The sequence below is a fragment of the Parafrankia soli genome (genome assembly GCF_001854695.1).
Classification (GTDB): Bacteria; Actinomycetota; Actinomycetes; order Frankiales; family Frankiaceae; genus Parafrankia; species Parafrankia soli.
This window is the reverse complement of record NZ_MAXA01000213.1, coordinates 22,281-41,306: the sequence shown is the minus strand read 5'-3', so window position 1 is coordinate 41,306 and position 19,026 is coordinate 22,281. Positions and strand designations below refer to the sequence as shown.

The 19,026-nt window shown below is 66.9% G+C and carries 18 protein-coding genes; 10 read left to right on the top strand and 8 right to left on the bottom strand.

Annotated elements, in window-relative coordinates:
• The first annotated feature begins 100 nt into the window (after positions 1 to 100).
• The 4 genes from BBK14_RS38960 to BBK14_RS16525 are packed head-to-tail and all read left to right on the top strand — an operon-like array spanning position 101 to position 2,494.
• The gene (locus tag BBK14_RS38960; RefSeq protein ID WP_198541326.1) at positions 101 to 409 is read left to right on the top strand and encodes a hypothetical protein; all 309 of its coding nucleotides are present in this window, start codon (positions 101 to 103) and stop codon (positions 407 to 409) included.
• 17 nt (positions 410 to 426) lie between these two features.
• Positions 427 to 657, top strand: a complete 231-nt coding sequence (locus tag BBK14_RS16535) for a hypothetical protein (protein WP_241831570.1) — start codon at positions 427 to 429, stop codon at positions 655 to 657.
• A gap of 50 nt (positions 658 to 707) precedes the next feature.
• A complete protein-coding gene (locus BBK14_RS16530) occupies positions 708 to 1,892 on the top strand; it encodes an adenosylhomocysteinase (protein ID WP_071063525.1) in 1,185 nt (394 codons plus the stop codon).
• 5 nt (positions 1,893 to 1,897) lie between these two features.
• Positions 1,898 to 2,494: an NUDIX hydrolase gene (locus BBK14_RS16525; protein ID WP_083391034.1), complete on the top strand. Its 597-nt coding sequence runs from the start codon at positions 1,898 to 1,900 to the stop codon at positions 2,492 to 2,494.
• Positions 2,495 to 4,176: 1,682 nt separating this feature from the next.
• Here BBK14_RS16525 and BBK14_RS35430 read toward each other — a convergent pair.
• The 3 genes from BBK14_RS35430 to BBK14_RS16520 form a co-directional block, all read right to left on the bottom strand.
• Positions 4,177 to 5,259, bottom strand: a complete 1,083-nt coding sequence (locus BBK14_RS35430) for an HNH endonuclease (protein WP_116430101.1) — start codon at positions 5,257 to 5,259, stop codon at positions 4,177 to 4,179.
• Between the two features lie 428 nt (positions 5,260 to 5,687).
• Positions 5,688 to 6,677, bottom strand: coding sequence for a restriction endonuclease (locus BBK14_RS35425; RefSeq protein WP_157904288.1), 990 nt, complete (start codon positions 6,675 to 6,677; stop codon positions 5,688 to 5,690).
• 570 nt (positions 6,678 to 7,247) lie between these two features.
• On the bottom strand, positions 7,248 to 7,766 hold the full coding sequence (locus BBK14_RS16520) for a hypothetical protein (RefSeq protein ID WP_241831569.1): 519 nt from the start codon (positions 7,764 to 7,766) through the stop codon (positions 7,248 to 7,250).
• Positions 7,767 to 7,813: 47 nt separating this feature from the next.
• On the opposite strand from BBK14_RS16520, the gene BBK14_RS16515 reads away from it, so the two are divergent.
• The gene (locus BBK14_RS16515) at positions 7,814 to 8,011 is read left to right on the top strand and encodes a helix-turn-helix transcriptional regulator (protein ID WP_071063521.1); all 198 of its coding nucleotides are present in this window, start codon (positions 7,814 to 7,816) and stop codon (positions 8,009 to 8,011) included.
• 1,497 nt (positions 8,012 to 9,508) lie between these two features.
• Here the strand turns inward: BBK14_RS16515 and BBK14_RS16510 are convergent.
• Together BBK14_RS16510 and BBK14_RS16505 are read right to left on the bottom strand one after the other, a co-directional pair.
• A complete protein-coding gene (locus tag BBK14_RS16510) occupies positions 9,509 to 11,044 on the bottom strand; it encodes a recombinase family protein (RefSeq protein WP_071063519.1) in 1,536 nt (511 codons plus the stop codon).
• Positions 11,045 to 11,492: 448 nt separating this feature from the next.
• Positions 11,493 to 11,870, bottom strand: a complete 378-nt coding sequence (locus BBK14_RS16505; protein ID WP_071063517.1) for a tyrosine-type recombinase/integrase — start codon at positions 11,868 to 11,870, stop codon at positions 11,493 to 11,495.
• A 174-nt stretch (positions 11,871 to 12,044) separates the two neighbouring features.
• Between BBK14_RS16505 and BBK14_RS35420 the strand changes: the two genes are divergently transcribed.
• Positions 12,045 to 12,524 carry a GNAT family N-acetyltransferase gene (locus BBK14_RS35420; protein ID WP_241831621.1) on the top strand — a complete coding sequence of 160 codons (480 nt, stop codon included), beginning with the start codon at positions 12,045 to 12,047 and terminating at the stop codon, positions 12,522 to 12,524.
• Positions 12,525 to 12,558: 34 nt separating this feature from the next.
• Here the strand turns inward: BBK14_RS35420 and BBK14_RS16495 are convergent, their stop codons facing one another.
• Complete coding sequence (locus BBK14_RS16495) at positions 12,559 to 13,404, bottom strand: class I SAM-dependent methyltransferase (RefSeq protein ID WP_071063514.1); 846 nt, start codon at positions 13,402 to 13,404, stop codon at positions 12,559 to 12,561.
• A 148-nt stretch (positions 13,405 to 13,552) separates the two neighbouring features.
• Between BBK14_RS16495 and BBK14_RS16490 the strand changes: the two genes are divergently transcribed.
• The 4 genes from BBK14_RS16490 (at position 13,553) to tnpB (ending at position 17,022) form a co-directional block, all read left to right on the top strand.
• The gene (locus BBK14_RS16490; protein WP_241831567.1) at positions 13,553 to 14,107 is read left to right on the top strand and encodes a hypothetical protein; all 555 of its coding nucleotides are present in this window, start codon (positions 13,553 to 13,555) and stop codon (positions 14,105 to 14,107) included.
• 195 nt (positions 14,108 to 14,302) lie between these two features.
• Positions 14,303 to 15,067 carry a VOC family protein gene (locus BBK14_RS16485; protein ID WP_071063512.1) on the top strand — a complete coding sequence of 255 codons (765 nt, stop codon included), beginning with the start codon at positions 14,303 to 14,305 and terminating at the stop codon, positions 15,065 to 15,067.
• Positions 15,068 to 15,121: 54 nt separating this feature from the next.
• Positions 15,122 to 15,697 carry an IS607 family transposase gene (locus tag BBK14_RS16480; RefSeq protein WP_071063510.1) on the top strand — a complete coding sequence of 192 codons (576 nt, stop codon included), beginning with the start codon at positions 15,122 to 15,124 and terminating at the stop codon, positions 15,695 to 15,697.
• Positions 15,694 to 17,022 (top strand): IS607 family element RNA-guided endonuclease TnpB, encoded by a 1,329-nt coding sequence (gene tnpB, locus BBK14_RS16475; protein ID WP_071063847.1) that lies wholly within the window; start codon positions 15,694 to 15,696, stop codon positions 17,020 to 17,022. The genes BBK14_RS16480 and tnpB overlap by 4 nt, the downstream gene beginning before the upstream one ends.
• Before the next feature lie 202 nt (positions 17,023 to 17,224).
• Here tnpB and BBK14_RS16470 read toward each other — a convergent pair whose 3' ends face one another.
• Positions 17,225 to 17,656 (bottom strand): nuclear transport factor 2 family protein, encoded by a 432-nt coding sequence (locus tag BBK14_RS16470; RefSeq protein WP_071063508.1) that lies wholly within the window; start codon positions 17,654 to 17,656, stop codon positions 17,225 to 17,227.
• 19 nt (positions 17,657 to 17,675) lie between these two features.
• Positions 17,676 to 18,887 (bottom strand): metal-dependent hydrolase family protein, encoded by a 1,212-nt coding sequence (locus tag BBK14_RS16465; protein WP_071063506.1) that lies wholly within the window; start codon positions 18,885 to 18,887, stop codon positions 17,676 to 17,678.
• Positions 18,888 to 19,026 lie beyond the last annotated feature (139 nt).

Sequence of the window (19,026 nt, the reverse complement as noted above, 5' to 3'; positions counted from 1 at the left end):
GCCGGGTCGAGGCAGGCCGCGATCCAGATGCGGCCGGTGCGACTCTTCGGCTCCGGGCGCCACTCGACACGGGACATCAGGCAGGAGAGGAGGGCAAGCAGTGGAGGGCGGATGGATAAGCGGAGGCTGCTCAGGGAGCCCGGAGCCGTCGAGAACTCTTCCTTTCAGGATTCTGCACATGCAGTGTGACTTCTCCGTGGCAGAGATGGAGGAGCTGGAAGCCAAGCTCATCGCCTGCAGGAACCGGCTGCCCGTGGAGTCCGTCGAGTACGCCGCGCTGATGGAGCGGATCGAAAACGTCACGGAGGAGGCCCGATGGATCAGGGATCTGCTGGCCAAGATCGCGGGCCGAGAGGAACGGAATTCAGAGCGGCGGCCGCCCGGCGCGTCCGGCCCTACGCCGTCGTGAACGGCTACGGCGAGCAGATGGCCACCTTCGCCACCTGGAACGAGGCGCACGTCTGGGCACACGAGAAACTACAGGACCCGGACGCCGTTCTTCCCCTGGAGGTGGAAGACCGGGCGCAGCGGATCACGCGGCGCATCACACGGGAGACCTGCGAGCTGATCGCGTGGACGATCTTCACGAAGATCGGCGGCTGTGAGCCGACGAACGAGACGCCCGGCGCTTCTTCCCGCGTTCCCGACGGTCAGTAGGTGCGAGAAGACCAGCCTGTAAGCCCCCGGCCCCAGGGAGTCGACCGAACATGGATCAACTAGCCGTCAACCGTCCCGCCGATCGGGCCTCACCCGCGACAATCGTCACCGAGCCGTCGGTGAGAAGTCGAATAGAGCAGTACTTCCTGACGATCAACAACGCCTTTCCGGCGACCCGCGACGTGGCGAGCATTGTCATCACACACATGCTGCCCGACCGGCCATATTTCCTGGATGGAGTAGCGAGAGGCGCAGATCTGATATCAGTTCTCCCCAAGCCCAGATCCTGCGACCCGGATACGCGAGCCGCTGTCAGCAGCCGATACCAATGCGATGATCTGGACCGCGACCGCTTTACCCACACGGGAAAAGTACTCGCCTACGTCGAGGAGCGAGCCGCGGGACGGGACCTCGTCCTGCTGGACATCGGCGGCTACTTCGCGCCCGCCTTGACTTCCCTGTGCCGGCAGTTCAGCGGGCGGATAGTGGGCGTCATCGAGGACACCGAGAACGGGTACCGTAAGTACCTTTCGTGCGGGAAGCTCCCTTGCCCGGTCTTCTCGGTCGCGCGCAGTCCGCTGAAGCAACCGGAAGACTACCTGGTCGGCCAGTCCATCGTGTTCTCCACCGAATCGCTCCTCCGGGCACACGGGGACATCCTGCACGGCCGCGAGACATGCGTCATTGGCTACGGCAAGATCGGCCGCAGCGTCGCGAACACCCTCCGCGCCAAATCGGTCCGCACGACCGTGTACGAGACGGACCCGGTGCGCGCCGTCGAGGCCATGTCGCACGGCTTCGCGGTGAAGTGGTCGAAAGCCGAGGCACTGGGCCGCGCGGATGTCGTCGTGTGCGCCACGGGCAACCGGGCGCTGGACGGGGAAGATTTCACCTACCTGCGGCCCGGCTCCTACGTGGCCTCTGTGACGTCGTCGGACGACGAACTGAATCTCGCTTCACTCCGCGGCGCGTACCGTGTCGACCGGCTCGGCCCCCACCTCAGCCGCATGACGTCATGGAACCATCATTTCTATCTGCTCAACGATGGCAATGCGGTCAACTTCGTCCACGGCGCCGCGGTCGGCCCGTTCATCTTCCTCATCCAGGGCGAGATCCTCGCAGCACTCGCGCTGCTGTCGTCCGGCCGGGTGATGGAGCCGGGCCTGCACGAGGTCGGCAACCGGGAGCGTGAAATCATCGCCCGGTCCTGGCTGCGATGCTTCAACGAGGAGTGACCACCGTGCCCGTCACGAACGACGACATCGCCAAGACGATCAGCGCGTATCTCGACGTCTACCCGGAGGACACCGAGCCCCTGGTCCCCCTGCTGGAAGCGGCCGGCGGAAGTGGCGCGTCCCTGGCCTCCAGGACGACCACCCCCGGCCACGTGACCTGCGGAGTGGTCGCGGTCGCCCCTGATCGTCGAGTGCTCCAGATCCGGCACCGCAGTCTGGACCGATGGCTGCTGCCCGGCGGGCACATCGAGGCGGACGACGCTTCGCTCTTGGACGCGGCTCTGCGGGAGCTGGCCGAGGAGGCGGGCGTTCCCCGCGCCTGGGTGACCCCGGTCCTCGACCGGCCCGTGGACGTGGACGCACACGTGATCCCGCCAAACCCAACGAAGCTGGAGCCCGAGCACACCCACTACGACCTCCGTTTCCTGCTGGCCATCGCCCCTCCAGACGGCGACGCTGACGTGGTGCTGCAACTGGAGGAGGTCACTGACTTCCGCTGGACTCCGCTGACCGAGCTGACCGGTCGTATCGGGGGCCGCGTCCGCGCCACCCTCCTGACACGAGGACTCCCGCCAAACGGACTGGCCCCGGGGAAAGGGTAAATGATCCCGCGTTTATGCAGCGTACGAAACCAAGCACACGGCGAACCATAAGGGCAGGACGACGCGCACGATCAGCTGTTACTTTGGGTTAGCGTGCACCCGCGGTGTGGCACTCTTGCGGCGGGTGGACACAAATCGAAATCCAGCTTTGACTTGACCTGCGGATTAAGAGAAGCGGGTGCGTCGTCCACCGACGTCCGTAGACGTCCATGTAGTCCGGTCTACCAGCTCGTCGAGTCCGCAGACGTCCGCAGACGTCCAGCGATGTCCGCCGGCTCGGGTACACGGTTGGGTGCAGCGCCTCGGCTGCGAACCCGTCTGCTGCCACCTACCGGGCCCTGCTCCTGACATCCCAACGAGTGCCATATAATCTTAAAGGTGTCGTCGAGCGCACTTGCAGCGTGGGAAGGTCGAAGGCGGTCCCGGATCGACCAGCTGATCATGGCCCATGGAGCAGTCGGCGGCTCTGGCCGCGGCCGCCGTTGGCGCACCGAGCAACTTAACTGGGCGCTCGTGCTTCGACTCGCCAGCGAGTTCCAGGGTTTCGCCCGCGACCTGCACGACCTTGGCGTTGATCATTTTGCAAGATCAGTAGCGGGCTCCAACAGCACGCTAGAGAAGGTGTTGCGGGACCAGATGACGCGCAACCGAAAACTAGATCACGGTAACGCACAGCCTGGGTCACTGGGTGACGACTACGGCCGGTTCGGCTTTCGCTTCTCGCCGGCTCTCCGGRCCGCCGACCCCTCCGCAGACAGATGGCTGCGGGAACTTGACCTGTTGAACAAGGCGCGGAACGCGGTCGTTCACGACAACTCAGCCGAGATCGCCAAGCTTCGCGCTGAGGGACGTGCGCTGACTCTCGCGACAGTTAGGCGGTGGCAGGGCATGCTAGACAAGCTGGCACCGACCATGGACGAAGTCTTGGCGCTGCATCTCGCTCGGCTACTAGTAACACAGCCACCGTGGTAGGGAGGTCCAATGGCTAGCTCTCCTGAGGCCGGGGACCACGTCCGGGTGGCGTGGGGCTTCGACCAGGTCGAGGGCCGGRTCGTCGACGTCTACGAGGGCGGCACTGGACGGCGGGTCGTCGTTGAGCTCGCGCTACCCRCCGATGAGGCATCGCCGGAGCCTGTCACCGTGACGCTCCCTCTAGATGAGGTTGAGCCGGCCGAGTCCGGCCCTACCATCCCACGAAAGAGCGTCTGGGTTCATGCGGCAAGGTTCGAGAAGAATGTCATAGAAGCGATTAGTAAGATTTCGGCGTCGAATGTAGAGACGGAAAGTCGGAGTGGTCCAGACGTCTTCGATATGATTGTTCGTACTCCGACACGGACGATTTACGTTGAGGCGAAATATACTGACAGACGTTTGCTATCCGCGGATCGGATCGACCAGTTTCTACGAAAGGTTCCTCGTGGAGCCGCGGCGCTTGTCGTCACAAATGGGAGAGTAAGTCCATCAATTCTAGACCGAGTCGCTCAATCTCAAAATCTTGTTCGGATTGTCGAGTGGAACGGACCTGCCGACACTCCTCGGCTTGAAAACGCAATTTCTGGATTGCTAAACGACTAGTTCTGGGTCGGGACACTGCGAGATCACAATCGAGAGATGATGAGTGGCCAACTTGGCGAGGGGCTTTATTGGTGGTCTCGCCATTTCACTCGACGGGCTCGGGTTCGCTAATCCCTGGTCGGACCACCGGCAGTGTTTCGCGATTTCCCATGTAGCCAGTTCCAGACCGTTTTGGAGTCGGTGCCGTATTTTCTTGCGAGCGCAACTGTGGTGGGTCGCAACCGCTTCGGGGTAGCGTAATATTCTTCGCGAAGAGTCTTGATCAATGCGTCAGGGTGACGGACCATACTGTGGCGTTCGCCGCGCGCGTGCTGTGTTCGGTGTTGGGGATCTGGGTCGGCCATGGGTCCTCCGGCCTCCTCACGTAGATCTCCGTGGACTAGACGGTGGACGTGCCTCCAGTCTGCCAAACCGTATTTCTTCGCGAGATTCTCCAGAGTTGGCTTCCGGCTAGGTTCGGTAAGCCAATATTCCTCCCTCATCTTGACTAGGTCGGCGTCGGACAACTTCACAGCAAAATGCGATTCGCCGCGTGCGTATTTGCCGTCGCGTAGGCGGTCCTGCATATTCTCCAACGGACTACCGTGCATAAGATGTGCGGGATTGCAGCAAGCGGGATTGGCCTCGCCGGGACACAAATGCCGGACCACATTACTGCCGAGCTCCTCCAGCGTTAGCCCCTGGTGAAGAACGTAGGCGACGCGGTGAGCCGATGTGTGGCGGCCTTCCCAATACAGCGCGCCGTATCCAAACCCATGCCATGAACCGCCAATCCAAGGCCAGCAGACAAGTTCATCGCTGCTGCGGTTGACACTMTGCCAAAATTCCGCCTCATTAGCGGCCCGGTCAAGTTCCGGAAGCTCGCCGGTCACAATGTGCCACCCGTCCTCAGGCTCCGGTGCCGGATTCGGAACGGGGTGCGGACCTCGCTCGTCGCCGTGCAGGATGAAGCGGTCGCGCATGTTTTCAAGCTGGGTGCCGAGAACTAGGTGTGCAGGATTGCAGCATGGAGGATAGCCACAGAGGTGCCGCACCATCAAATCTCCCGGTTCGCTTTTGTAAGCGAGGAGGAAGGCAATGCGATGCGCTGAGCGGGTATCGAAGCTGATTTTGCCTTTGTAGTAGACGCCGTGCCCGCTGGCCCACTTTGGACCTTGAAACGGCCAGCACGCGACCGGCCCGGCAGACATGTCCACCCGGGCCCAGAAGCACGCTTCATAGTAACGGCGGCGTTCAGGTGTCAGCTGACGTTGATCACCGCGTGAGGYACGCTTACCGGTGGTGCTCCCTGTCGAAGTTAAATCAGGCATAGGCCCGACAGGCTGCCTAGCGACCTTGCGTGTGTTCCCGGCGGCAGCCTCGTCTGATGGTACGGTCATGGCGATACTTATATCGCATGGGTACGACCGTCTATCTGCTCAGGCAGTACTAGCCCGGCTAGCCGCACCGCCCTCGACCATCCATGGGCGCCGACGACCGCTCGATGTCGCACGAAGGCAGGCGCTCTAGGAACTCGCGCTCTCGTCAGAGCCGCTATAGAGGCCACGCTCGTCCGCTGCCCTCTTGTGCCGGCTTGGCTGCAGGGCGGGCGCCGCCGACCACCCGTCTAACGTATAGGTTAGCCGATGATCTGCGCCGCCGGGAAATAGCAATTTCCGGTTTCGTCGACGTTGCGTTTTTTCCGCCGAAGGAGTTCAGCCGGCGAGCCGTGACCTTCAAATATAAAGAAAAGGTCGCTGCCGTCTATCGTTATAAATGGACTCGATACTTCGTACTTCCTTCGGGCTGCCGCCGTTAGTCCGTTGACGCTAACGATTAGTCCGAGCGCATTTCTGCCCTTGAAATCAACTTTGGAAGCAAATGCGGCGGCTTGCTGTGCACTGACGGGTTCCCGGGTCCACTTAGCTTCCACTATGTAATTATCGGTGTCGAATGTGAATGCGCCGTCTATTTGTTCGGTCTCAAGCGAGTATCCCAGCCTCGGCGACAGATCAAAAAGATGGAACAGGTCATTCAAAAACTGTTCAAATTTGAAGCCCCGACCGTGAGGGTCTTCCATTTGCGTCATTTCAATAAACCGGGCCTTGAGGGCGGCCAGTTCATCAGAGAATCTGATCTGGGCCGCCGTCCGATCCTGGTACTGGGTGCGTTCGGACTCGGCAAGCCTCTCGCGATCCCGGAGAGAATCTTCGTAAAAGACGGTATGACGCTTCAGTTCCGCAATGGCCCCTTTAGCTAGCGGAAGCCACTTGTCGGAATCTTCGTGCCGTTCGATTTCGGTAAAGCTTTCTTTGTTGGCGAACTCCACCATAAGCGATACTGTGAGGTCTTGGTATCTCAGCTCGCCGTCTATCAGGCGGTCTACGACTATGTCGGCCACATCTCTTTTCGCGGCCTTAAAATCGATGCCGGAAAGAATTTCGGGATGATCGCGTAGGCTCGCTCGTAGATGCTTTTCAAGTGAGGGCTTAAACCAGTAAGACAGGGCAAGGGCGGATCGTAGAGCCTGATATGCATCGCCCGAAATCTTCTTGTGGCCGCGGGTCTCGCGACGTTCCGCCATGCCGCAACTGTGCCTTTCTGGTCTTGGCCGCGTAACGGTGCGCATGATCGGACACCGTCGGTCGAACCATGATAGTCGATCGTCCCCAAGGCGGCGTGTACTCATGAAGGAGACGCGACGCGCCGGCGAGCACGGCGCGTCAGCGCCGCGCGCAGCCGTCGCGCGGCGCAGTGCTTGATCATAAGAGCGAGTATCTCGGCAACGGTGGGAGCTGGGCACAGGCTCTGCCTGAGGAGGGGCATCCTCCCGCGAACGTTCCAGGTAGAGAAGAGATGCCCCGCAGGTGGGAGCAAGCGAAGGTCTATGGGCGTCGACCACGGGTCAGGTGGATGGAACCAAGGGCGCAGGGGTCGGCCTCAACGGAGTCGAGGATGATCCGGCTCGGATGCTGATGCCCGCCTCTCGGTTTGACCGTTGGTCGCTCCTGGATGGGCATCCTCTGGCCTGCCGCACGGCTGCTAGGTCTAGCGGGCAGGGGTGCTAGACCTAGCAGCTCCTCTAGCGGCTGAACTGGTCTGTGAGCTGGGCTCTAGCGGTCTAGCGGCTGTTTGCCTGAGTGCCCCGTGAACGCGAAAAGGGGCGCCCTGGGGCGCCCCTGGCCGTCCGCTAGGTGATCTACGGTGTGGTCCGTCTGATGTCGCTGAGGTGGCGTCCATAGAGCCGGTAGATACGCGCGTCGAGGACGGCCCAGAAGTCAGCTTCGGTGAGTGTCGGGGGGTCGATGGTGGTGTCAACGGTGGGTGTCCAGCCCACGGGGCCGTCGGTGCTGGGGCGGACTGCCCGCCGGTTGGCGGGTGTCGGGGTGGGGCCGAAGGTCAGGATGACGGTCGGGTCGGTGGGTTCTGCGGGTCGGTGGTCGAGGTAGACGACGCTGGGCAGGGTCGCGGTGACGTCGATGAGGTCGTGGAGGTCGGCGCCGTGGGTGAGGGTGAGTTCGTAGAGTCCCCGGTCGGTGCGGCGGACGGAGACGAAGCGTCGGCCGTCGAACGGGTTGCGCCAAGGGCCGTGGTCGGGGGGCTGAATACTGGGMACAGGGTCACGTCTCCTGTCAGTGGCAGGGGTGTGGTCCAGGTCCGGGGACGGTGTGCCAGCACTGGCCTCGGGCCGTTTCGTAGACTGTTTGGGGTAGGGCAACCACAATGGTAGATGGCTGTTTGGGGTAGGGCTATAGCATCGCGCGCGTGACCGACGAATCGCTGTGGACGACCGGCGACATCGCCAAGCAGCTTGGGGTCACGACCGAGCGGGCGCGTCAGCTCTCGCACCGGCCGGACTTCCCAGCGCCGGTGCAGACCGTCCGGCACTTCCGGCTGTGGCGCGCGTCGGATGTTCAGGCGTGGATTTCCCGGCATCGGCCTGTGGCTGAAGACGGGGCGTGAACGCTGGACCGGGCGGCGGTCGCGGACGCTGCCGGGCGGCCTTTCGTCCCTGGGGAGCTGGCGGACAGTGACAGATGAGGATGCGTTGGGCGCAGTCCAGGGGTGCTTACTGTAAGCGGCCTGGGTGCTTGCGTAAGCACCCCTGTAAAGCGGGGGAAACTGGCTCTGAGCTGGCAGTTTGTGTGTAAGCGGCTTGGTTGCCGGAGCGGCCAAATCCGGTGAAAACCGGTCTCGTGGCCCCTCCCAGCATCCAGCTACGGGCCAACCGGCGATCAGACAGCCGCCGCACGAACGGCTACCGAACGTAGCGGGTGGGGTATCTCGCGGCGTGCCCGGAGGTGGCACCGGCGTACTCGCCGGACGCGGTGTGGCCCGTCGTGTCTGCGCTGGCCGGTCGTACGCGGGACCCGCGATCATCACGTGATGACCGTCGAGGTGCCGTGGCGGATCGATCGTGGGCTGCTGCGCGCCTTGGCGAGGGCGGACGGTTCACCAGGTGGCGGGTATCGGGCGCCCCCGAAGCTCGGGATCGTGGTCGCGTTGGTCGGTGCCGCACCAGACTTTCGATTACTACAGGTGACGGCCGTAGCCTGGTCAGGGGTGCGCCCTGCTAGCAGGGCGGGCGCTAACGTTAGCACCCCTGTATAGCGGGTCAGACTGCCTTTGACCTGCGGGTTAGCGTGTTAGCGGCCAGGTCGCCGGAGCGGCGAAAACCCGGGAAAACAGGGTGTCTGACCCCTCCCTGTGTCCGGCCACGGGCCGCGTGAGCGACCAACCTCCCGACCTTCGATCGTCACTTATGGTAGTTGACGGTTGGAGGTGCAGATGGGCGCGACTATGGGTCGAGCACGCTGCTGCCGGTAGCGGTAGCAGCAGGGTTGCCCGCCGCACCCCCGTCTACGGCCGACGGCGGCCGGTCGGCGGAGCCGGGCGCTACCCGCTACCTTCGCCGATGTCCGCAGGTCAGCCCCGGTCCGACCGGTAGCGGCCTGGGTAGCGTCGCCGCTACCGGTAGCGGCCCGCGTCGCTACCCCGCCGGACCGGGCGGCAGGACGTCCGCTCCCGCGCGTGGGAGCCATCCACAGCCACCATTCGTTGAAAATGGTAGAGGATACCACCGGTCAGGGGCGATCGGCGAATCCTCCAGTGCTCTACCCGCCCGCCGGGCAGCCGTCATCGACTGCCCGGCGGGCGGCCGTGTGTCTGCCCGTTTCGCTCGTCCTGGAGGCCCATCACGGTCGCGCCGCCCGACCTTGCCTGCACACGCACGACACGACGAACCCAATCCCGCACCCGGAAACGCGCGAGCCGCGCCGGTACCGGCGCGGCTCGCACCACCACGATCCCCACTCAGCGCACACCCGACCCGGCTCCCGCCCCGGGCCAGGATGACGCGCGGGAGCGATGGCTAGCCGAGACGCTGGCCCGCGCGCCGGACTTACCCGCGTCGGTGCGGGCCCGGATCGCGCGCATCCTCAGCGCCCCGTCCGCCGCCGACTAACCCTGCTCGCCGGTCTCGGTGTCGTGGTGGCGCCAGTGCACCGTCACCCGGTTGGGGTCGAATGGCTGTCGGCCCCGCCGGGTCGGCGCGATCTCGATCCGGTCGATCAGCAACGTGAGGATCGACCGGCGCCGCATCAGATCACCCGACTCCCACGCGGCGATCGCGTCCGGGCCGGGCAGGACGACCCGCCGCAGGGCCTCCTGCTCGGCCCGCCGACGCAGTTCGGTGCGTTCCGTCTCCGCGGCGCGGTGCGCGCTGCCGTACGCCTCGTCCGACAGTTCCCCGCGCGCCCACTTGCCGGCCAGCCGGTCCATCCGCGAGGTCAGCTCGGCCAGCTTCGCCGCAGTGGCGGACGGCCCCTCCTCCGCCGTGTACTCGGCGTACTCCCGAAGCCGTCGTGCGATCAGGTCGGCCAGGAGATCTTCGACCGGGCGGGCCGGAACAGAGACCTTCATGGTGCAGGCGTCGCCGATGGCCCAGCAGCGGAAGGCATCCGGCCGCCGGCTGCTGGTAGTGCTGTGCATCCGGATACCGCAGGTACCGCAGCGCATGAACCCAGCGAGTAGCTGCTTCACCTCGTTGCCGGGCGCGACCCGGCGAGCGGCCCGGTCCTCGATGGTGGCCTTGAGCGCCTGCCACTCCTCGACCGGCAGGATCGGCTCCCAGTCCCCAGGCGCGACGATGTTGTCGTAGCTCTTGAAGCTACGCAGGCCCGCGATGCCCGGCCGGACCAGCATCCGTCCCAGTACCGGGCCGTCCCACCACCTCTTGCCGTTGGCGGTCGGGACCTCGCGCCGGTTGAGGTCCATCGCGATCGCGTGTAGCGACTCGCCCCGCATGACCCGGCGGGCCGCGTCCCGCAGGATCTCGGCCTCGTCCGGCTGGATCAGCCAGGTCACCACGATCTCATCGCCGATGATCTCGCGCTTGCGCTGGTAGCCGTACGGCCGCTTCCCCCCGGGAAAGCGGCCCTGGTCCGCCAGCCGGACGTGCGCCCGGGTCACCCGCGCGGAGATCTTCTCCGATTCGTTGGTGTCCTTCACCCCGTCGGAGTCGAACTGCCCGCGGCCGACCTCGCTGGCGAAGTCGTAGATGGTCCCGTCGGTCGTGTAGACCTTGCCGCGCACCGACTGCATCAGGTCGATGAACTCGGCGCGCTGCAGGCGTTGCCGTACAAGGCGACTGCCCCGGACGCAGGCCACGGCCGCGTACTTGCCGGCCTGGATGTCCCGGATCAGCCGGTTGTACTCCGGGCGCTCAGCATCCTTGTTGAAGGCCGAGATGTCGTTGTCCTCGTAGACCTCGCCGAGGACCAGGCCGGGTGTCCGCTCGATGAGGTCGATGACGTCGGAGGTCTGGTCACTGACCCCGTGCCGCTTGCCGTACCGGTCATAGGAGATCCGGACGTAGACGGCAACCGGGACGTCACCGGACATGTGCGGAGTGTACGACGTGGCGGGCCCGTAGATGGCGGGCATGATCGTGCGCATAGCCAGCCGCAGGTCGCAGCCGCGAGCCGGCCTGCCCACCCGCAGATCGCGGCTTCCAGATCCGCCAGCGGCGCGGTCTGCGCGTCCAGGCCCGGTATCAGGTCCAGGCCCGGCATCAGGCCGATGTCAGGCGTGGGGGACGCGGCTGTCGGGGAAGGTACCTGTTCGATCACTGTGATCACCGGGCCCAGGGGTGTCGTCGATCAGTGGACACGAGCAGGCTCGCATCCGCCACCGACAGTTTTCCTCCCCGCTGGTCAGGAGCCCGCGGGTGGCCAGGGGGCCCGGGGCCCGGGGCTGCGGGCCGGCCAGGGACACCGGCGAGACCCCCGGCATCGCCGATCATGACGCCGTCGTCGATCATGGTGTTCCGCGGAACCGCACGGAACCGCACGGACCTCCGCGGACCTCGTAGAACCCCGCGGACCCCGCAGAGCCCCCCAGAACACTGCGGCGCCCGTGCCGACCGGAATACGACCGGAAGCCGCTATAGCGATCTTCGGCGGGCGTGGCCGAGGAGTTCGGCGACGGTGACGAGGCCGGCTGCGGCGGCGATGGTGATGATGGTGTGGGCGCCGGCGGTGGACAGCCGGCTGCCCTGCTGGTTGAGGAACAGTGCGGGCCCCTCGGCGCCAGGCCAGTCCGCGCGTTCGCTGAGCCAACCGGTGAACACGGCGCGCAGCGGCGGGTGGATGGGGACCTGGCGGGTCTGGTCGCCTTTGCCGTGGATACGCAGGCTGCCTCTGTGAGCGGACAGGGCGACGTCGTTGATGTCGAGGCCGACGGTTTCGGCGATGCGGGTGCCGGCGTAGAACGGGGTGAGGGCGAGGGCGTTGTTCACGGTGCGCGGGGCGCGCTTGGCCACGTCCTAAAGTCCAGCTGACACTGAGGTCTTGCTCCCCGTGCAGCGCCTGATTGTCCCGCCTCGACGAACTTGGCCCGATCCGCAGATCTGGCTGTCTCACTGAATCTGGTCCGCACCGTCCGGCGGAGCGGCGATCCTGAGCCAGTGGAACCTGTGCTGGAACCAGACCCGGTGATGGTTCGTCTCGCGCATGGAGATAATCTTCCCGCCGCCCTGGACGTCTGGCGTGAGGCCAACAGTGCCCGTGGACGACCTCCCGACGCTCAGCGGATCGCCAGGGTGCAGACGAAGCTCGCCGCCCCCGATGCTCTCCTGTTTATCGCCTGCGCAGGAACGAGGGTTCTCGGCATGCTGCTRGCCGAACCGGGCCGCGGTCAGGACGGGCAGGGAGCGGAGCTGGACGGGCTGTGTCACATCTCGATGGTCTTCGTCCACCCCTACCGCTGGGGGCGACGAGTGGGAGAGCAACTGATCGGGCATCTCGCGGACCGGGCTGGCAGCCATGGGTACGTACGGCTGCAGCTGTGGACCGGAGCTGACAACGACCGCGCGCTGCGCCTCTACCGTCGGGTCGGCTTCGTTCCCAGCGGACGGATATCCCGGACGGAAGGTGGAACAGCAATCGTGCAGTTCGTTCGCTCGGCCGCGTCATAGCAACTTCGCCAGGGCAGCCAAGCCAAGGTCCGGCTCACCTGGCCTGGGCGCCGACCATCCAGCAGGCCGCGGTGAAACGGACCTCGGCGCCGTGCGCATAGGGATCGAACGCGGCGCGGGCCGTTTCGACGACCTGCGCGCGAGTCCGCTCGTCCACGTCCCGCAGGGCCTGACCGACCGGGCCGAACCGGGTGAAGTAGGGGACCAGCTCGTGTTCGGGAAACACACAGGACGCATCGACCGGCCGGATGTCGATCCCGGCCCATCCGCTCTCCGTCAGAATGCGCTCGACCCGGTCCGGGTCGGCGAAGGCGAACTGCCCAGGCTCGTCCGGCTGGCGGGCGGGAAGGCCTGGCAGAAGCGGGGCCGCAGCGCGTTCGGCCGTCGTCATGAACGGGTTTTCCGCGGTCGCGCGCCAGGCGAGGAAGCGGAGTTCGCCGCTGTCCTTCGCGGCCCGTCGCAGGTTCGCGAAGGCGGCGACGGAGTCACCGAAGAACATGACCCCGAAACGGGAGACGATCGCGTCGAAGGCGGCGGGCTCGAACGCGTGATCCTGCGCGTCGGCGCGGATGAAGACCGCCCGCGCCCCCTCCTCGTCCCGCTCGGCCCGCGCCCTGGCGGCGGCGAGCATCGGGTCGGAGATGTCCACGCCGACGCAGCGCCCCTGCGCTCCGAGCCGCCGGGCGAGGGCGACCGTCGTGGCGCCCGTGCCGCAGCCGACGTCGAGCACATACCCGGCACCGGTGGCCGAGACCGCGTCGACGAGCAGGTCCTCGAACGGCTTGAACATCCGGTCCGTCAGGGTCTGCGCCTCGGCCCAGGCCTGCCCGGCCGGTCCGTTCCACCGCGCTGCCTGGCCGCCATCCCCGGTGACATTCATGATCGGCTCCTGTGTCTGTCTCGGCTTCGCTCACATCCGGCTCACACGGCCGGCTGATGTCGTCCTTCCTGCCGGGCCGGGCCGGCACGTCGGCCGGTTCGGCGGACGGCGACATCATCACTGGAGCGACAGGATGGACCGGACGAACATGGCAGACCGGGGGAACCGCACGGATCGGCGGGCTGGCGGCGGCGGCCGCCGCCGCGGCGCGCGAGCGGGTCACGAGGGACGAACCAGCGGGGGGCCGCGACCGCTGCCTGCCGGCGCTGGTACCGGCGCCGAGACGGCTGACGCGACGACCGCGTCGCAGTCGCCAGAGCCGGCGGCGCCGGCGGGCGGCGCGGGTGCCGGCGGTCCCGGTTCGCTGACCGTCGACATCACCTCGCCGGTCGACGTCGCGGGGCATGTGTCGACGGCCGTGAGCTGCCAGTCCACCGCGCGGCGCTACGTCGAGTCCTCGACGGCCACCGTCGAGGGCAGGACGGTGTCGCAGGGGGTGCGGGTCGCCGGCTACGACGGGCCGGGCAGTTACCCGGCCGTCATCACGGTCTCGGTCGTCGCGCCCGACTCCGGCCGCTACGCGATCGACGCGGTTCCCGCCACCGTCGAGATCACCTCGGCCGGCGGCTCCGTGTCGTTCAGCGCGAGCACGTCCGGCGGGCGCACGCTCGCGGGCTCGATCGTCTGGGCCTGCTCCGCCTAACCTGACGGGTGCCGCGGGGGACCTCACGTCGGCCCGCGGCACCGCCCGTCCACCCGCCGCGGAGGAAGTTCGAGACAGGCCGCGCGGCGGCGATGAGTTTCTGTCGGTGGGTAGGTCCACTCTGTCGACTGCACGCGAGCAGCGGCCGCGAACCCCGCGCCGCCCACCACGTGCCCGGCGGCGAAGGAGCCCACGATGCCCGCTCACGACACCACCCTGCCCGGCGCGCCCTGCTGGGTCGACCTCATGACCTCGGACGCGGCGAAGGCCCGCGAGTTCTACGCGGAGCTGTTCGGCTGGACCTCCGAGGAGCCGAACGAGGCGTTCGGCGGCTACTTCAACTTCTCCAAGGACGGCAAGGTGGTCGCCGGGGGGATGCCGAAGCAGCAGCCGGAGCTGCCCGACGTCTGGTCGGTCTACCTGCTGACCCCCGACGCGGAGAAGACCGCCGCGGCCGTACCCGCGCACGGCGGAACGATGATGATCTCGCCGATGCCGGTCGCCGACCTGGGCGTCATGGCCGTCCTCACCGACCCGGGCGGCGCCGTGGTCGGCATGTGGCAGCAGGGCCTGCACCGCGGGTTCGGAGTGCTGGCCGAGCCGGGCGCGCCGGGCTGGTTCGAGCTGCTCACGCGGGACTACGCCGCCGCGGTCACCTTCTACCAGGAGGTGTTCGGCTGGAAGACGAACGTCGTCAGCGACACGGACGAGTTCCGCTACACCGTGCTCGTCGACGACGCCGGCGAGCAGCACGCCGGGATCATGGACGCGTCAGGCTTCCTCCCCGAGGGCGTTCCGGCGCACTGGGGCGTCTACTTCGCCGTCGAGGACACCGACGCGGCGCTCGCCCTCACCGTCAAGCTGGGGGGCGCGGTCGTCCAGCCGGCAATGGACACTCCGTACGGCCGTCTCGCGATCGCGACCGACCCGACGGGGGCGACCTTCAAGCTGGTGGGGTGAAACTGCCGTCGGTCTAGCGCCAGATAATGCCAGTGAGAGCCGTATAGTGGTGGCTTGAACCTCAAGGAATGGGCCGCCGTGAACGGGGTTGGGTATTCCACTGCCCGTCAGTGGTTCCTTGACGGCAAGCTCCCGGTCCCTGCGCGTCGGGTGGGCGGGCTGATCCTCGTCGACCAGTCCGCGCGACCGGTCCCGTCGGAGACGGTGGCGGTGTATGCCTGTGTCTCGTCCGCCGACCAGAATCCGGACCTTGACCGGCAGGTCGCCCGGATCGTCACCTGGACCGCCAGTCAGAACTTGGCCGTCGGCAAGGTCGTCACCGAGGTCGGGTCCGCGCTGGGCGGGCATCGGCGGAAGTTCCTTGCGCTGTTGGGTGACCCGGACGTGACGACGATCGTCGTCGAACACCGCGACAGGTTCGCCCGGTTCGGCGCCGAATACGTTCAGGCCGCACTGGAAGCGTCGGGCCGGCGGCTGCTGGTGGTCGACCCGGCCGAGGTCGACGACGACCTGGTCCGCGACATCACGGAGATTCTGACGTCGATGTGCGCCCGGCTGTACGGCCGGCGGGCGGCGGCGAACTGGGCCGCCCGCGCGGTCGCCGCCGCCACCGAGGACTGCGCCGGGTGAAGACGCTGCAGGCGTACCGCTTCGCCCTCGACCCGAACGACACCCAACTCGCCGGCCTGCGCCGGCACGCGGGTGCGTCGAGGTTCACCTACAACTGGGGTCTGGCCCGGGTGAAGGCAGCACTGTCGCAGCGCGCCGCCGAGGAGACCTACGGCGTCACCGGCGACGGGCTGACCCCGGTGCCGTGGACGCTTCCCGCGCTACGCCTCGCGTGGAACGCGGCCAAGCGGGAGATCGCGCCGTGGTGGGACGAGTGCTCGAAGGAGGCGTTCTCCGCCGGCCTGGACCAGCTTGCCCGCGCGTTGAAGAACTTCACCGACTCCCGCAGGAGAAAACGCAAGGGCCGGCGGGTCGGCTTTCCCCGGTTCAAGAAGCGCGGGAAGACCCGCGACTCGTTCCGTTACACGACCGGCGCCTACGGCCCCGCCGACGCGACCTACGTGAAGCTCCCCCGGATCGGCCGGGTGAAGGTCCACGAGCCGACCGGCGCGCTCACCGGCCGTCTGGCGGAGGGCCGGGCTCGGCTGCTCGGCGCTACCGTGTCCCGCACGGCAGGCCGCTGGTTCGTGTCGTTCACCGCCGAGGCCGACCGGGACGTTCCCGCCGAGCCATCGCGCCGGGCGCGGGCGGGCGGGACGGTCGGGGTCGACCTGGGCGTGAAACACCTCGCTGTCCTGTCGACTGGCGAGACGGTTCCCAACCCGAAGCACTACCAGCGCGCCGAGCGGAAACTGCGCCGGGCGGCCCGGGCCCACGCCCGGTCGAAGCCCGGCAGCGCTGGCCGCCGCCAGCGCGCCGCCGAACTGGCTCGTGTCCACGCCCGGATCGCCGACCAGCGGCGCGACGGGCTCCACAAGCTCACGACCCGGCTCGCGAAGACCCACGACGTCGTGGTCGTGGAAGACCTCAACGTCACCGCAATGGTCCGCAACCGGCGCCTCGCGAAGGCCGTCGCCACCGCCGGCTTCGGAGAGATCCGCCGCCAGCTTGCCTACAAGACCGGCTGGTACGGCTCGACGCTGCACGTCGCGGACCGCTGGTACCCAAGCTCGAAGACCTGTTCCGGCTGTGGCTGGCGAAACCCAAGCCTGACCCTGGCCGAGCGCACCTTCCACTGCCAGTCCTGCGGACTGGCCATCGACCGCGACGCCAACGCCGCGATCAACCTGGCACACCTTGTCGCCGCCAGTACGTCGGAGACGCGAAACGCCCGTGGAGCCGACCGTAAGACCGCACTCGTGCGGCAGGTGGCCGCGAAGCGGGAACCCGGTACGGCCAGGGCCGGTCAGACCGGGAGTGCCCCACCGCAAGGTGAGGCGGCCTGAAGCGCACTATCCGGCGTTCTCATGCAACGGAAGAACATCGAGGAGCCGGCGAAGGACTGAGGCCGTCCCCGCACCGTGCGGATCCGCGGGCGTCGGCCTCGGGCAGGCGGGAAGCCGACGCATCGCGGCGGTGAGCCCGGCCTGCCCGTCGACGACGACCTCCCGCTGGATCATGAACCGGCTGGGACCAGGCCGGTCACCGTCATGACGACAGGCGCTCGATGACGTGCGGGATACCCGAGTCGTGCACACCGCTGCGGCGGATGAAGGTCATCGCTCTGGTGCGCAGCCGCCACCCCTCGGCGGTGCGCAGGTAGGTGTCCTTGTAGTAGCCGATGCGCATGTCGTGATTGGCGTGCTCGATGAAGCACAGCGGCTGGGTTCCGGTGGCGTTGAGGCCGTCGTCGGCGAGCTCGACCAACGAGGTGCCGGTGAGGAACAGGCCCTTGGGCGCGGCRGCGACCAGCGTCGGGAAGTCCTTGAGGGCGAAGGTGTCCCCGAAGGCGGTGTAGGTGCCGTCCGGGGTGAAGACCTTGAGTAGTCCCTCGACGTCGCCCTGCGTGATCGTCACCGCGTAGCGGGCGAGTAGCTGCTGGATCTCGACCAGGTCCTCGGTCCGGCTCGGCCCGGTCACTGCGGGTCCGGTGGCAGGCTCAGTAGACAAACTGCTTACCGCCCTTCATGACGAACGGGACCCGCTGCAGGACGCGGATGTCCTCGAGGGGGTTGCCGCGCACGCCGATGACGTCGGCGAGCAGGCCCTCGGCGAGCCGGCCCCGGTCGGTGACGTTGATGAGGTCCGCGCCCACGATGGTCGCGGCCTGGATCGCCTGCAGCGGGGTCATGCCCCGGTCGACCAGGGCGACCAGTTCGAGGGCGTTCTTGCCGTGCGGGATCGCCGGCGCGTCGCTGCCCACCGCGATCTTCACGCCGGCCTCGATGGCGTTGCGGATCGAGGCCTTCGCGCGGGGGAAGATGAGGGCGGCCTTCGCCTGGATCTCCGGCTCGGCGTCGTTCAGCACCGGCATGCTGTCGATCAGGGCCTGGGTGGCGACCACCCAGGTGCCGCGCTTGATCAGCAGGTTGATGGTGTCGTCGTCGATCATGAACGCGTGTTCGATGCAGTCGACGCCGCACTCGACCATCTGCCGGACGGCTTCCGAGCCGTGGGTGTGCGCGGCCACGCGTAGGCCGCGTCGGTGTGCCTCGTCGGTGAGGGCCAGCACCTCCTGGTCGGAGTAGTGCCGCGCGCCCGAGGGCCCACTGTGGGACATGGCCCCGCCCGAGCCGCACATCTTGATGACCTGGGCGCCGTGCTTGATGTTGTGCCGGACGGCCCGGCGGATCTCGTCGACGCCGTTGGCCAGGCCCTCCTCGACGGTGAGTTTCAGGACGTGCGGGGCGAACGCGCCGAACATCGTCGGGTCGAGGTGGCCGCCGGTCGGGGTGATGGCGTGGCCGGCGGGGACGATCCGCGGGCCGTCGACCCAGCCGGCGTCGATCGCCTTCATCAGCGCCACGTCGAGCAGGTAGCCGCCGGTCTTGCAGAACAGGCCGAGGTTGCGCACCGTGGTGAACCCGGCCCGCAGGGTCCGGCGGGCGTTCTGGGTGGCGCGCATCATCCGCAGCGGCGGGTCGTCGCGCATCTGCCCGGTGAGCGGGTGCTCGCCGGGGCCGCCCATCAGGAGGTTGAGCTCCATGTCCATCAGGCCGGGCAGCAGGATCAGGTCACCGAGGTCCATGACCTCGCCCTCGGGCTGGCCGCCGAGACCGACGATCCGATCGTTCTCGATCTTCAGGATCCCGGGCCGGGTGATCTCCCCGGTATCGACATCGAGCAAGCCGGCGGCCTTGAGTGTCAGCACCCTGTGTCCTCCTTGTCCGCGGTGACGTGACTGATCGCGGTTTGGTGCCACGACCAGCAGAAATCCCGCTCTCACAGTTAAGTATCAAATTCTCACGAGCTGGGTGCAGACGTCGCCGCCTGGCGGATCCGTCCCGGGG

Coding starts and splice junctions, on each gene's coding strand:
- BBK14_RS16535 (WP_241831570.1), top strand. CDS start 427: ATGGCCACCTTCGCCACCTGGAACGAGGCGCACGTCTGGGCACACGAG.
- BBK14_RS16530 (WP_071063525.1), top strand. CDS start 708: ATGGATCAACTAGCCGTCAACCGTCCCGCCGATCGGGCCTCACCCGCG.
- BBK14_RS35425 (WP_157904288.1), bottom strand. CDS start 6,677: ATGCGCACCGTTACGCGGCCAAGACCAGAAAGGCACAGTTGCGGCATG.
- BBK14_RS16495 (WP_071063514.1), bottom strand. CDS start 13,404: ATGAATGTCACCGGGGATGGCGGCCAGGCAGCGCGGTGGAACGGACCG.
- BBK14_RS16490 (WP_241831567.1), top strand. CDS start 13,553: ATGGCAGACCGGGGGAACCGCACGGATCGGCGGGCTGGCGGCGGCGGC.
- BBK14_RS16485 (WP_071063512.1), top strand. CDS start 14,303: ATGCCCGCTCACGACACCACCCTGCCCGGCGCGCCCTGCTGGGTCGAC.